At 61.3% G+C, this 12,669-nt stretch carries 12 protein-coding genes; 5 read left to right on the plus strand and 7 right to left on the minus strand.

What is annotated here, in order from left to right; translation table 11 throughout:
• Window positions 1–113: 113 nt before the first annotated feature.
• The 4 genes from phrB to BM132_RS05780 all read right to left on the minus strand — a co-directional run bounded on the left by phrB (window position 114) and on the right by BM132_RS05780 (window position 4,606).
• Window positions 114–1,547: a deoxyribodipyrimidine photo-lyase gene (phrB, locus tag BM132_RS05765; RefSeq protein WP_092453950.1), complete on the minus strand. Its 1,434-nt coding sequence runs from the start codon at window positions 1,545–1,547 to the stop codon at window positions 114–116.
• Entirely contained in the window at window positions 1,548–2,486 is a 939-nt protein-coding gene (locus BM132_RS05770) for a MerR family transcriptional regulator (RefSeq protein WP_092402495.1), read from the minus strand.
• Window positions 2,486–3,448 (minus strand): YbgA family protein, encoded by a 963-nt coding sequence (locus BM132_RS05775; RefSeq protein ID WP_092453952.1) that lies wholly within the window; start codon window positions 3,446–3,448, stop codon window positions 2,486–2,488. Before BM132_RS05775 ends, BM132_RS05770 begins: the two co-directional genes overlap by 1 nt.
• Window positions 3,449–3,619: 171 nt before the next feature.
• Entirely contained in the window at window positions 3,620–4,606 is a 987-nt protein-coding gene (locus BM132_RS05780) for an NAD(P)/FAD-dependent oxidoreductase (RefSeq protein ID WP_092453955.1), read from the minus strand.
• A 196-nt stretch (window positions 4,607–4,802) separates the two neighbouring features.
• Here BM132_RS05780 and BM132_RS05785 point away from each other — a divergent pair, with 196 nt between their 5' ends.
• Complete coding sequence (locus BM132_RS05785; protein WP_092453956.1) at window positions 4,803–5,702, plus strand: TIGR01777 family oxidoreductase; 900 nt, start codon at window positions 4,803–4,805, stop codon at window positions 5,700–5,702.
• A gap of 13 nt (window positions 5,703–5,715) precedes the next feature.
• Window positions 5,716–6,741 (plus strand): ferrochelatase, encoded by a 1,026-nt coding sequence (hemH, locus tag BM132_RS05790; protein WP_092453958.1) that lies wholly within the window; start codon window positions 5,716–5,718, stop codon window positions 6,739–6,741.
• Window positions 6,742–6,858: 117 nt separating this feature from the next.
• Here the strand turns inward: hemH and BM132_RS05795 are convergent, their stop codons facing one another.
• A complete protein-coding gene (locus BM132_RS05795; RefSeq protein ID WP_092453960.1) occupies window positions 6,859–8,133 on the minus strand; it encodes a uracil-xanthine permease family protein in 1,275 nt (424 codons plus the stop codon).
• 2 nt (window positions 8,134–8,135) lie between these two features.
• Window positions 8,136–8,774, minus strand: coding sequence for a uracil phosphoribosyltransferase (upp, locus tag BM132_RS05800; protein WP_030138594.1), 639 nt, complete (start codon window positions 8,772–8,774; stop codon window positions 8,136–8,138).
• Window positions 8,775–8,949: 175 nt separating this feature from the next.
• Between upp and BM132_RS05805 the strand changes: the two genes are divergently transcribed.
• Both BM132_RS05805 and BM132_RS05810 read left to right on the plus strand, forming a co-directional pair.
• Complete coding sequence (locus BM132_RS05805) at window positions 8,950–9,507, plus strand: hypoxanthine-guanine phosphoribosyltransferase (protein ID WP_047229412.1); 558 nt, start codon at window positions 8,950–8,952, stop codon at window positions 9,505–9,507.
• Window positions 9,508–9,510: 3 nt separating this feature from the next.
• Complete coding sequence (locus BM132_RS05810) at window positions 9,511–9,984, plus strand: WbuC family cupin fold metalloprotein (protein ID WP_092453963.1); 474 nt, start codon at window positions 9,511–9,513, stop codon at window positions 9,982–9,984.
• A gap of 139 nt (window positions 9,985–10,123) precedes the next feature.
• Here BM132_RS05810 and dauA read toward each other — a convergent pair whose 3' ends face one another.
• Window positions 10,124–11,863 (minus strand): C4-dicarboxylic acid transporter DauA, encoded by a 1,740-nt coding sequence (gene dauA, locus BM132_RS05815; protein ID WP_092453965.1) that lies wholly within the window; start codon window positions 11,861–11,863, stop codon window positions 10,124–10,126.
• Between the two features lie 319 nt (window positions 11,864–12,182).
• On the opposite strand from dauA, the gene BM132_RS05820 reads away from it, so the two are divergent.
• Window positions 12,183–12,668 (plus strand): hypothetical protein, encoded by a 486-nt coding sequence (locus BM132_RS05820; protein WP_047229415.1) that lies wholly within the window; start codon window positions 12,183–12,185, stop codon window positions 12,666–12,668.
• Window position 12,669 lies beyond the last annotated feature (1 nt).

The following is a 12,669-nucleotide window of genomic DNA, read 5'->3' on the forward strand; positions in this document are numbered from 1 at the left end:
GACCGAGCAGAGTGCGCGAGTGTGGTGTAAGACTGTATGGCCGCAGTGTTGAAATTGCATCTCACGGTCAGTTTTTTTCTGTTCGCTGATCGCACGGTTTCTTGATTTTACACTTATCGAGTTGGCAGGTTCCTGAACGCCTGCAGTGCGCGCGCCCGGGACTGACTCAAGTCGACAATCGCGGGAGGATAATCCGCCACACCAAACAATCCGCCCTGCATGTTTGGGTTATGGACCTGTTGCTTGTCGAGATCGTTCAGTTCAGGTAACCAGCGTTTGATGAACAATCCCTGGCTGTCGAATTTTTCCGATTGACTCAAGGGGTTGAAGATCCGGAACCAGGGCGCCGCGTCCGTCCCGGTCGAGGCGCTCCACTGCCAGCCGCCGTTGTTGGCGGCCAGGTCGCCGTCGATCAGGTGTTGCATGAAAAAGCGCTCACCCTCGCGCCAGTCGATCAGCAGGTTTTTGGTCAGAAACATCGCCACCACCATCCGCAAACGGTTGTGCATCCACCCGGTTTCCAGCAATTGGCGCATGGCCGCGTCGATGATCGGCAAGCCAGTGCGTGCCTGCTTCCAGGCCGCCAGTTCTTCAGGGGCGTTGCGCCAGGGCAGCGCTTCGGTTTCCGGGCGGAACGCGCGATGGCGAGACACACGTGGATAGCCCACTAGAATGTGTTTATAGAACTCACGCCAGAGCAATTCATTGATCCATGTCATAACACCGACATTTCCGCTCTCGAATTCACCCTGGTTGGCCTGCAGCGCCGCATGCAGGCATTGGCGCGGCGAGATTACGCCGGCCACCAGGTACGCCGAGAGCTGGCTGGTGCCAGGCCTGGCGGGAAAGTCGCGCTCGCTCTGGTAATCATCGAGGTGTTGCTCAGCGAAGGTGTCCAGGCGCCGCTGGGCTTCGTTTTCACCGGCTGGCCAGAGGGCGCGCAGCGTTTCACTCGCCGGCGAGAAGCCTTCGACTTGCGTGGGCACCGGGTCGCTGACAATGCCGGTGGGTGCCTGCCGGGCCGGTTTGGCGACCAGGCTTGGCAGGGACACGTGCAGGCGGTTGTAACAGACCTTGCGGAACTGGCTGAACACCTGGAAATAGGTGCCGGTTTTGGTCAGCACACTGCCGGGCTTGAACAGCAACTGGTCGAGATGGCTATGAAATTCGATGCCCTGGCCCTGTAACGTCCGGGCAACTTCGGCATCTCGGTGGGTTTCGTTCAAGCCGTATTCTTCATTGACATGGACGGCGTCGATTTTCAGTTCGCGGCACAGCGAGAGCAGAATCTGCGGTGCCTGATCCCAGCGCGTAGCGTGGCGGATCAGCAGCGGGATGTTCAACGCCCCCAGGGCAGTGCTCAACGAGGTGAGGTTACGCAGCCAAAAGTCGATCTTGCATGGCGCATCGTCATGGGCCCGCCATTGTTCCGGGCTCGGCAGGTACACCGCCACACATGCCCCGCAGGCCGCTGCGGTGGCGAGGGCGGTGTTGTCGTGCAGGCGCAGGTCGCTGCGCAGCCAGATCAGTTGCGTGGGGTTTTTCATTCAAATAAGTTCTCTGCGACTCAGTTCGCGGTAAGCCGATAACGGATCTTCGGCCCACGTCAGGTTATCGGTCGAGATGCCTGTGGATAACCGGGCGTGATGGATCGATGCGGCCGGGCCGGCGATGATGATCGGGCAATCCACCCCACTGATCAGCTTGGGCAGTTGGGACAGGTTCAGCGCGTTACTGGAATACAGCAGCACCCCGCGGGCTTTGAGGCGTTCGACGGCCAAGGCCAGTTCGCCTGCGGGTATCGGCCCATCGAACACTTCCACGGGGCAATCAGCGCTGCTGGCCAGCCAGGCGCTAAGCCACAATTGGGGCTCCAGGGGCAGGTCCGAATGGTTGACCAGAAGCAATGGCGCACCGCGCAACTGACGATTGTTGTGGTAGATCCGACTGCCGAATTTGCTGCGCAGCCAGGAGTATAAAAACACCCGCTCCAACTGCGCACCGAACTGGCCTTGCCAGCGCAATTGCAGCTCGGCCAGCAACGGCAGCAGCAACTGTTCGCAAACCGTCCAGGGTGGATAAAGCGCCATGGCCTGGTTGACCAAGTCATCGACCTGACGCTCAGCCAGTTGCGTGACTGCCAGCAACAGGGCGTGGCGCTGGCGCTGCCAATCGTTTTCCAACGGTTCGCTGGGTGGCTGCGGCATGTCGAGCAGCGGTTTTATCTTGCTCACCGCCACCCCGCGATCAATCCAGGTGAGGATGCTCAAAATGCGTTGCACATGTTCGGCGTTGAACAGCCGGTGGCCCTTGGGGGTTCGGTGCGGCACGATCAGGCCGTAGCGGCGCTCCCAGGCTCTTAGCGTGACGGCATTGACACCGGTTTGGCGGGCGACTTCGCGTATGGGCAGCCAGCCCTGCGCCAGGGCTTGGGCGAAGTCGGCCCCCAGGTCTTCGCTGGCGCTGGAATCAGGTTCGCTTTTCATCAAATGGCATTTCGCAGACTGAGGTTTTCCGGGTGCGGCTGCAGGTAGACTTGCTGCGCCAAATAGGGATCGGGATGCAGGCGCAAGTGATGCTTGAGCAAGGTCAGCGGCACCACCAACGGTACGATGCCGAGTCGGTATTGCCCGATGAGGTGCTGCACTTCCTGTTTGTCCCCGGCGTTAATGGCGCGTTTGAGGTAACCGCTCAGGTGTTGCAGCACATTGGTGTGAGTGCGCCGGGTGGCGCATTTCTTCAAGGCAGCCATCAGGGCGCTGAAGTAGCGCGCGCCCAGTTCGTCAGGGTCGGCCTTGCCCATATTACCGAGCAGATTGCCCAAGGCCTTGTATTGCACCGGGTTATGGGCCATCAACAGATACTTGTAGCGCGAGTGGAAGTGGATCAGGTCATGGCGTGTCAAGCCTTGGCGGCGTAGCGCTTGCCACGCCGCGTAGGCAAATACCCGGGTCAGGAAATTTTCCCGCAGCACCGGGTCGTTCAGGCGCCCGTCTTCCTCCACCGGCAAGTCGGGATGGCGCTCGCAAAACGCCTGGGCATAGATGCCGCGTCCGCCGCCGTCCTGTGGCACGCTGTTGTGATCGTAGACCTTGACCCGCTCCAGTCCGCAGGACGGCGACTTCTGCATGAAGATGTAGCCGCAGATGTCATCCAGTTCCTCGGCCATCTGGTGTCCGTAGTCGGCCAATGGCCGGGTTACATTGAGCTCATGCCGGACCGTACCAACCGCGTCGGGTCGTTCGGGATTGCCCACCAGTCGGATCGGCTCGCGAGGGATGCCCAGGCCAATGGCGACTTCAGGGCAGACCGGCACGAAGTCGAAGTATTCAACCAAGGTGCGGCTGCATAGCTGCGATTGCTTGTGTCCGCCGTTGAAGCGAACTTCAGCGCCCATCAGGCAGGCGCTGATAGCGATTTTCGGTTTGGCGACGGCATCCTGGGACATGGGCGACCTCTGATTTCAAATCTTGTACAAAATAACATTTGTGTACAATATTTTCATCATAGATCCGAACGAGCACAAGTCAACCGCTTTTGCGTGTGGAGGCGATGTGGTTTTGTCGCAGACAGGCTGCTGCCTGGTTCGACAGCAGCGGGTGACGCGCGATCGCAGGTTTTATTGCAGGCTGGCGTGCAGACGGCGGGCGGCTTCCTGACCGCTTAGCCAAGCACCTTCGACACGGCCGGACAGGCACCAGTCGCCACAGACATACATACCCAGGTCGGCATCGGCCAGGGCGCCCCACTCGTGGGTGCCTGCGGGGCGTGCGTAAAGCCAACGGTGGGCCACGCTGAAGCTGGGAGCAGGCATTGCACTGTGCAGCAGCTCGGCGAACGCGCCATGTAGGTGTTCGATCACCGCCTCCTTGGCCATGTCGATGTGTTGGCGACTCCAGTCGCTGGTGGCGTGCAGCACCCAGGTGTCGAGCGTGCTGTCGCGCCCCGGTTTGCTGCGGTTGCGAGCCAGCCAGTCGAGGGGGCTGTCCTGGATGAAGCAGCCTTCCATGGAGGTATCCAGCGCTGTTTCGAAGGCCAGGGCCACGGCCCAGGTCGGGTCCATCTTCACGCCCGCCGCCACTGCGGCCAGCTTTGGCACAGCCGCCAGCAATGCAGTGGCCTGGGGCGCGGGCGTGGCGATCACCACCTGGCCGAAGGGTCCGTGGGTGAAGCCTTCCGCGTCCTGCAAGTGCCAATGTTCCTGACCGCGGTACACCTCGGTGATGCGGCAGGAGAACTGCACCTGCAACTCGCCAAGCAGGGCGCGGGTGATGGCGCTCATGCGCGGGGTGCCGACCCAGCGGGTCTGCTCATCCGGCGACGGGCTCAGTTGCCCATCCTTGAAATGATAAAGCTGAGGTGTCCATTCCGCCGCCCAGCCCTGGGCTTGCCAACGCTGGACTTCCATCACGAAGCGGCGATCGCGGGCGGTGAAATACTGCGCGCCCATGTCCAGTGCGCCGGCATCACTGCGCTTGCTGGACATGCGTCCGCCACTGCCATGGCTTTTATCGAAGAGTTGAACGACATGCCCGGCCTCCGTCAGGGCCTGGGCGGCTGAAAGTCCGGCGATGCCGGTGCCGATGATTGCGATAGGTACAGTCATGAGGGCCTCGTTTACCTTTCTGTACAGACTACGCCGTCGTTTAAACCTGTACAATTAGGGTTTTTGGTATAAGTTTTACCGTTCGCGTTTTGACAGGGTGACCTATTGTTAAACACAGACCCTGCCTGATACGAAAAATCCCTGCTTATAAAAATAGACTAATGGGCTGGGTAAAACGCGATGCGAGGAACACTTCATGCACATATTGCTGACCGGCGGTACTGGTTTGATCGGACGTCAGCTCTGCCGCCACTGGTTGGAGCAGGGCCATCGCTTGACGGTGTGGAGTCGTCGCCCCGAAGAAGTGGCGAAGATCTGCGGCGCGCAAGTGCGGGGTATCGCCAGGCTCGAGGAGATTGCCGAGCCGGTGGATGCGGTGGTCAACCTCGCGGGGGCGCCGATAGCGGATCGACCCTGGAGCCACAAACGCAAAATGTTGTTGTGGAGCAGTCGCATCACCCTGACAGAAGTGTTGTTGGCATGGCTGGAGCGTTGCGAGCACAAACCCGGGGTATTGATTTCCGGTTCTGCGGTGGGGTGGTACGGCGACGGTGGCGAGCGTGAGCTGACCGAAGACTCGGGACCGGTGAGCGAGGACTTTGCCAGCCAGTTGTGCATCGCCTGGGAGGAAACCGCGCAGCGGGCCGAGGCCATGGGTATACGCGTGGTACTGGTTCGCACTGGCCTGGTCCTGTCGGCCGAAGGCGGCTTTTTGTCGCGCCTGCTGCCGCCGTTCAAACTGGCGCTGGGCGGGCGTATTGGCAATGGTCGGCAGTGGATGCCGTGGATTCACATCGCCGATCAAATCGCTCTGATTGATTTTCTTCTGCACCGCGATGAGGCCAGCGGTCCTTATAATGCCTGCGCGCCGAACCCGGTGCGTAACCGCGATTTTGCCAAGGCCCTGGGGGGCGTGTTGCATCGGCCGGCCGTGGTGCCGATGCCGGAGCTGGTGCTGAAGGTTGCACTCGGCGAATTGTCACTGTTGTTGCTGGGCGGCCAGCGCGCAACGCCGGCCCGATTACAGGCGGCGGGTTTCACTTTCCGGTTCACTGATTTGCATGCGGCTCTCGACGATTTGTCGGACCGCCTTTGAAATAGGACGTTGCATGACCGATCACGCGTTGCTTCTGGTGAATCTGGGTTCGCCTGCTTCTACTTCGGTGGCCGATGTGCGCCGCTACCTCAATCAGTTTCTGATGGACCCTTACGTCATCGACCTGCCGTGGCCGGTGCGGCGCTTGCTGGTATCGCTGATCCTGATCAAGCGCCCCGAGCAATCGGCCCATGCCTATGCGTCGATCTGGTGGGACGAAGGCTCGCCGCTGGTGGTGCTCAGCCGTCGCTTGCAACAAGCCATGACTGCGCAATGGACCCAGGGGCCGGTTGAGTTGGCGATGCGTTATGGCGAGCCGTCCATTGAGTCGACCCTGGTGCGCCTGGCAAGCCAGGGTCACAAGAAGATCACGTTGGCGCCGTTGTATCCGCAATTTGCCGACAGCACGGTCACCACGGTGATCGAAGAAGCCAAGCGGGTGGTGCGCGAGAAGAAGCTTGATCTGCAGTTCTCGATTCTCCAGCCGTTCTACGAGCAGCCGGAATACCTCGACGCCCTGGTTGCCAGCGCCAAGCCGTATCTGATGCAGGATTACGACCATCTGCTGTTGAGCTTCCATGGCTTGCCGGAGCGGCACCTGACCAAGCTCGACCCCACGGGTTTCCATTGCTTCAAGGACGCCGAGTGCTGCAAAAATGCACCGCCTGAGGTCATGGCGACGTGTTACCGCGCACAATGCATTCGCACCGCCGACCTGTTCGCCCAGCGCATGGGGCTCAAGGATGGGCAGTGGTCGGTGTCGTTCCAGTCGCGCCTGGGGCGCGCCAAGTGGATCGAACCCTACACCGAAGCGCGCCTGGATGAACTGGCTAAAAGTGGCGTGAAAAAAGTGTTGGTGATGTGCCCGGCGTTCGTGGCCGACTGCATCGAAACCCTGGAAGAAATCGGTGATCGCGGGCGCGAGCAATTTCGTGAGGCGGGCGGGGAGGAGTTAGTGCTGGTGCCATGTCTCAATGATGATGCGCAGTGGGCGCAGGCGTTGAGCACCCTGTGTGAGCGGGCGCCGATCGCGTTGTAATACCAGCCTGTGGCGAGGGAGCTTGCTCCCGCTGGGTTGCGCAGCGACCCCAAACTTAGCGAGCGCTTCGCACTCGAGCGGGAGCAAGCTCCCTCGCCACATTATGTACAGGCTGATTTATAGCAGCGGCTCATCCGCCTTCTTGTGCTTCCAGCCGTCATTGCCCGGCAGGATCAGGTTCAGGGCGATCGCCACCACCGCGCATAACGCGATGCCTTTGAGGCCGAAGTCGTCCGGGCCGGTGCCGGTGCCCACCAGCACACCGCCGATACCAAACACCAGCGTCACCGAAACGATCACCAGGTTGCGCGCTTCGCTCAGGTCGATCTTGTGGCGGATCAGCGTGTTCATGCCCACCGCCGCGATCGAACCGAACAACAGGCACAGGATCCCGCCCATCACCGGCACCGGGATGCTTTGCAGCAGCGCGCCGAACTTGCCGATGAAGGCCAGGCTGATGGCGAAGATCGCCGCCCAGGTCATGATTTTCGGGTTGTAGTTTTTGGTCAGCATCACCGCGCCAGTGACTTCGGCGTAAGTGGTGTTGGGCGGGCCGCCGAACAGGCCAGCTGCCGTGGTGGCGACGCCATCGCCGAGCAGGGTGCGGTGCAGGCCGGGTTTTTTCAGGTAGTCGCGACCGGTCACGCTGCCCACGGCGATGACCCCACCGATGTGCTCGATGGCTGGCGCCAGGGCTACCGGTACGATGAACAGGATCGCTTGCCAGTTGAATTCCGGCGCGGTGAAGGCCGGCAGGGCGAACCACGGTGCGGCGGCGATCTTGGCGGTGTCCACCACCCCAAAATAAAACGCCATGGCAAACCCCACCAGCACGCCGGAAATGATCGGCACCAGGCGGAAAATGCCTTTGCCGAACACCGCGACGATCAGGGTGGTGAGCAGCGCCGGCATCGATATCAGCATCGCCGTCTGGTAGGCAATCAGCTCGGTACCGTCACCGGCCTTGCCCATGGCCATGTTGGCGGCAATCGGTGCCATGGCCAGGCCGATGGAAATGATCACCGGCCCAATCACCACCGGCGGCAGCAAGCGGTCGATGAACCCGGTGCCCTTGACCTTCACCGCCAGGCCCAGGAAGGTGTAGACGAAACCGGCCGCCATCACGCCGCCCATGGTCGCGGCCAGGCCGAACTGGCCCTTGGCGAGAATGATCGGGGTGATGAAGGCAAAGCTCGATGCCAGAAATACCGGCACCTGACGCCCGGTGACGATCTGGAACAGGATTGTCCCCAGGCCCGCCGTGAACAGCGCTACGTTAGGGTCCAGCCCGGTGATCAGCGGCATCAGTACCAGCGCGCCGAAGGCGACGAACAGCATCTGCGCGCCGGACAAAACCTGGCGCCAGAGCGGATCGTTGAACTCATCCTGCATGCTCAAGCGTCCTTCTGCTTGGTGCCGAAAATCTTGTCGCCGGCATCGCCCAGGCCGGGGATGATGTAGCCATGTTCATTGAGTTTCTGGTCGATCGAAGCGGTGTAGATGGTGACGTCGGGGTGAGCGTCTTCCACCGCCTTGATGCCTTCGGGGGCCGCGACCAGCACCATGGCGCGGATGTCACGGCAACCGGCTTTTTTCAGCAGGTCGATGGTGGCGACCATGGAGCTGCCGGTGGCGAGCATCGGGTCGATGATCATCGCCAGGCGCTCGTCGATTTCCGGCACCAGTTTTTCCAGGTAGGTGTGAGCCTGCAGGGTCTGCTCGTTGCGGGCCACGCCCACGGCGCTGACCTTGGCGCCCGGGATCAGGCTCAGCACGCCTTCGAGCATGCCAATGCCAGCACGCAGGATCGGCACCACGGTAATCTTCTTGCCGGCGATTTTTTCCACCTGGACCGTGCCGGCCCAACCGTCGATTTCATAGGACTCCAGCGGCAGGTCCTTGGTGGCTTCATAGGTGAGCAGTGCACCGACTTCCTGGGCAAGTTCGCGGAAGTTCTTCGTGCTAATGTCGGCGCGGCGCATCAGGCCGAGTTTATGTCTGATCAGCGGGTGGCGGATCTCGAGGATGGGCATGGGGAAAGCTCCGGCGGCGGGCAAAAAAACCGGCCTAGATTAATCTATCCGAGGGTGTTGTCCTATAGACAATACAGAACGTTAGTCCACAAACGCTTGATCTGGCCGGGCGGGATGCGTACCTTTGCCCGTTTTTCCGAACCCGTCCCTCCCTCAACCTCCCCTGGAGAGCGCCATGTCCGCTGATCTCGAGCATATCCGTCAAATCATGCGAGAGGCTGACTGCCTGTACACCGAAGCCGAAGTCGAAGCGGCCATCGCCCGTGTCGGTGCGCAAATCAACGACCAGTTGGCCGATTCCAACCCGGTGGTGTTCTGCGTCATGAACGGTGGGCTGATTTTCTCCGGCAAGCTGCTGACCTACCTGAACTTCCCGCTGGAAGCGTCCTACCTGCACGCCACCCGTTACCGTAACGAAACCAGCGGTGGCGACCTGTTCTGGAAAGCCAAACCGGAAGTTTCATTCATCGACCGCGACGTGCTGATCATCGATGACATCCTCGACGAAGGTCACACCCTGGGCGCCATCATCGACTTCTGCAAACACGCCGGTGCCCGCGCTGTGCACACCGCCGTGCTGATCGACAAGGACCACGACCGCAAGGCTCGTCCGGACCTGAAAGCCGATTTCGTCGGTCTGCCGTGCATCGACCGCTACATCTTCGGCTACGGCATGGACTACAAAGGTTACTGGCGCAACGCCAACGGTATTTTCGCCGTCAAAGGAATGTAATCGATGAACCAACCGGGCTTTCTGGATCAAGCGCTGTTCAACGAACTGGCCGAGAAAGCCACGGCCAGTCCTCGCGGGCGGCAACACCATAACTTTCATCAGATGGACGAGCCTTGCCACCGCATGGCGGTTGGCTTGCAGCCTTGCACCTACATTCCACCTCATCGCCACCTCAGTGCCGACAAGGCTGAAACCTTGCTGGTACTCAAGGGCCGGCTCGGTGTGTTGATCTTCGATGAAACCGGCACGGTGGTGGACAAGCGTATCCTGCAGGCCGGTGGCGATTGCCTCGGTGTCGACCTGCCGGCGGGCGTGTACCACGGTTTAGTGGTGCTGGAAGCCGACAGCCTGATGTTCGAGTGCAAGGCCGGCCCTTACCGCCCGGTAGGCGACGGTGAACTGGCCCATTGGGCACCCCGCGAAGGCGAGGTGGGGGTGGCTGAATATCAAGCCTGGATGCGCGCGCAGTTCGACTGAGCGGTGCGGTAGCGAGGCTTCTGTGGCGAGGGAGCTTGCTCCCGCTGGGCTGCGCAGCAGCCCCAGTTGCAGGTGGGTGCTACGCACCCAAGCGGGAGCAAGCTCCCTCGCCACAAAAAGCTCCAAGGCCACAGATCAATCAGGCCGGCCTCGAGTGAGCTGGGCTACCGGCCAGCCATTGCTCGCTCTTGACCCGTGCCTGCTCCAGGGTCTGCACATACGCCAGTTGACGCTGCTCGCGATGGATGCCGGCGCGGCGCAACTTCAGGCGTACCCGTGGCGCGGTTGCCACCAGAATCAGGCCGATGCCCTGCTTGCGGTAGTCCTTGAGGATACTTTCAAAAGCCGCCAGCGCAGTCATGTCCAGCATCGGCACGGCGCTCATTTCCACCACCATCACCCGAATCCCCGGATCGAATTTGCGCAGCACATCCAGGGCCTTTTCTGCCGCGCCGAAAAACAGCGGTCCGCGAATGGCGTAGCAGCGAACGTGCTCGGGCATCTCCAGCAAGGCCTGATGGAACTGGCGCGGCAGTTCGGCGGTGTCCGTCAGCTCGCTCATGCGTTTGATGAACAGCCCGGCGGCCAGCAGCAGGCCTACGGCGACCGCCAGGACCATGTCGAACAGTACGGTCAGGCTCAGGCAGGTCAGTAGCACCAGCACGTCACTGCGTGGGGCGATACGCAAGGTGTGCAGCACGTGTCCGGCTTCGCTCATGTTCCAGGCCACCATCACCAGCAACGCCGCCAGCGCTGCCATGGGCAGATAGCTGAACAACGGCGCCAGCAGCACAATGGCTCCCAGCACCACGAGGCTGTGAATGATCGCGGCCAATGGCGAAGACGCGCCGCTGCGCACATTGGTGGCGCTGCGGGCAATCGCCGCCGTGGCAGTGATGCCGCCGAACAGTGGCGCCACCAGATTGCCCAGGCCCTGGCCGATCAGTTCGGCGTTGGGGTCGTGTTTGCTGCCGGTCATGCCGTCGGCCACCACCGCGCACAACAGCGATTCAATGGCGCCGAGCATGGCAATGGCGAAGGCTGGCGCCAGCAATTGGCGGATCAGATCGTAGGACAGTCCCAAGGGGCGACCCTGACTGTCCGCCAGGTTCCAAGGCCAGTCGAAACTCGGTAAAAATGGCGGGATGCCGGGGTAACTGATGCCGTCGACCACGTAGCTGAAACGTTCGCCCAGTGTCGCGATCTGCCATCCGCCCCTTTCCAGCGCCAGCCCCAACAGCGCACCCACCAGCAGGGCTACCAGATGACCAGGAATGCGGGGGACGAAGCGCGGCCAGATAATCAATACCGCCAGGCAGATGAGGCCGATCAGGCCGTCGCCGAGCCGGGCACTGGGCAGTGCCGTGATCAAGGCGCCCAGTTGCTCGATGTAATGCTCGGCGTTGCCGACCGTGGTCAGGCCCAGCAGGTCTTTGAGTTGCAGGGTGGCAATGACCACGCCGATGCCTGCGGTAAAGCCGAGAATGACCGGATAAGGAATGTACTGGATCAGCCGCCCGGCCCGCATCAGGCCGAGCGCGATCAGGATCATGCCCGCCAGCATCGTGCACAGCAGCAGGCCACCCAGGCCGTATTGCTGGGTGATGGGCAGCAGGATCACCACGAACGCCGCTGTCGGCCCGCTCACGTTGAAACGCGAGCCGCCAGTGAGGGCGATCAGGGGGGCGGCCACCAGCACCGTGTACAAGCCATGCTGCGGCGGGACACCGACGGCAATGGCCAGGGCCATGGCCAAGGGGATGGCAATGATGCCGACGGTCAGCCCGGCCACCAGATCGCCGCGCAGGCGTTCAAGGGTATAACCGGCGCGCCAGGCTTGGCGCCAGGCAGCGAATAAGGGTGGGGCGGAGAAAGACATGGGCACTCCACGAAATGAGCGGGGCAAATACCGAATTCACGGCAAACACCTAACCCGTGGCGAGGGGATTTATTCCCGTTGGGCTGCATAGCAGCCCCCGTCGGGTGGGGTGATCTGTCTGATTCACCTAGTATCCGGTTCAGGTCTGCTGCGCAGCCCAGCGGGGATAAATCCCCTCGCCACAAGGGGCATCATGTGATGCCAGGGCTGATGGCTCCTTGAGTATGCCGTGCTCGTGGCGCGGATGTATTGACCTGGATCGTTATTTTTAGCGCCTGGGCCCGTGCTAGAGTGCCGGGCCAAGCCCCTGGAGCCTGTCATGAGTGTACTGACCCGCCGCTGCGCCGCTCTGCTGCTGATGTCCAGCCTGTCGTGGGCAGCCGTTGGCGCGCCGATGCACAGTCAATTTCTGCCCCCCGATGATCTGGCGGTACGTCAGGAACAACCCGAACACCAGCAATTGCTCCAAGTCACCGAGTATTCGGTAGTGCTGGGCAATCAGCGTCAGTCCAACCAGCAACCGATACCCGTTACATCGCCGTTGCTGGTGCGCCTCAAAGGCAAACCCCTGAATAAAGGCGCCACTCTCAACCAGGTGATCCTGAACTTCGATGGCGAAAGCAAAAGCCTGAAAAAACCTGCCTTCGACGAGGCGAGCAAGACTCTGACGCTGTCTTATCCACAGGCCCAGTATCAAGTGGTGATCGATCTGCTGCGCAGCGACACGGTGTACGTGCAGTTCCTCAGCTATGCCAACGGCCATATCTGGGCCGACCTGCACACCGGCGCTGTACGCCCGCGTTGAG

It is taken from the genome of Pseudomonas sp. NFACC45 (assembly GCF_900113505.1).
In the GTDB taxonomy this organism is placed as follows: domain Bacteria; phylum Pseudomonadota; class Gammaproteobacteria; order Pseudomonadales; family Pseudomonadaceae; genus Aquipseudomonas; species Aquipseudomonas tehranensis.

Coding starts and splice junctions, on each gene's coding strand:
- phrB (WP_092453950.1), bottom strand. CDS start 1,547: ATGAAAAACCCCACGCAACTGATCTGGCTGCGCAGCGACCTGCGCCTG.
- BM132_RS05770 (WP_092402495.1), bottom strand. CDS start 2,486: ATGAAAAGCGAACCTGATTCCAGCGCCAGCGAAGACCTGGGGGCCGAC.
- BM132_RS05775 (WP_092453952.1), bottom strand. CDS start 3,448: ATGTCCCAGGATGCCGTCGCCAAACCGAAAATCGCTATCAGCGCCTGC.
- BM132_RS05780 (WP_092453955.1), bottom strand. CDS start 4,606: ATGACTGTACCTATCGCAATCATCGGCACCGGCATCGCCGGACTTTCA.
- BM132_RS05785 (WP_092453956.1), top strand. CDS start 4,803: ATGCACATATTGCTGACCGGCGGTACTGGTTTGATCGGACGTCAGCTC.
- hemH (WP_092453958.1), top strand. CDS start 5,716: ATGACCGATCACGCGTTGCTTCTGGTGAATCTGGGTTCGCCTGCTTCT.
- BM132_RS05795 (WP_092453960.1), bottom strand. CDS start 8,133: ATGCAGGATGAGTTCAACGATCCGCTCTGGCGCCAGGTTTTGTCCGGC.
- upp (WP_030138594.1), bottom strand. CDS start 8,774: ATGCCCATCCTCGAGATCCGCCACCCGCTGATCAGACATAAACTCGGC.
- BM132_RS05805 (WP_047229412.1), top strand. CDS start 8,950: ATGTCCGCTGATCTCGAGCATATCCGTCAAATCATGCGAGAGGCTGAC.
- BM132_RS05810 (WP_092453963.1), top strand. CDS start 9,511: ATGAACCAACCGGGCTTTCTGGATCAAGCGCTGTTCAACGAACTGGCC.
- dauA (WP_092453965.1), bottom strand. CDS start 11,863: ATGTCTTTCTCCGCCCCACCCTTATTCGCTGCCTGGCGCCAAGCCTGG.
- BM132_RS05820 (WP_047229415.1), top strand. CDS start 12,183: ATGAGTGTACTGACCCGCCGCTGCGCCGCTCTGCTGCTGATGTCCAGC.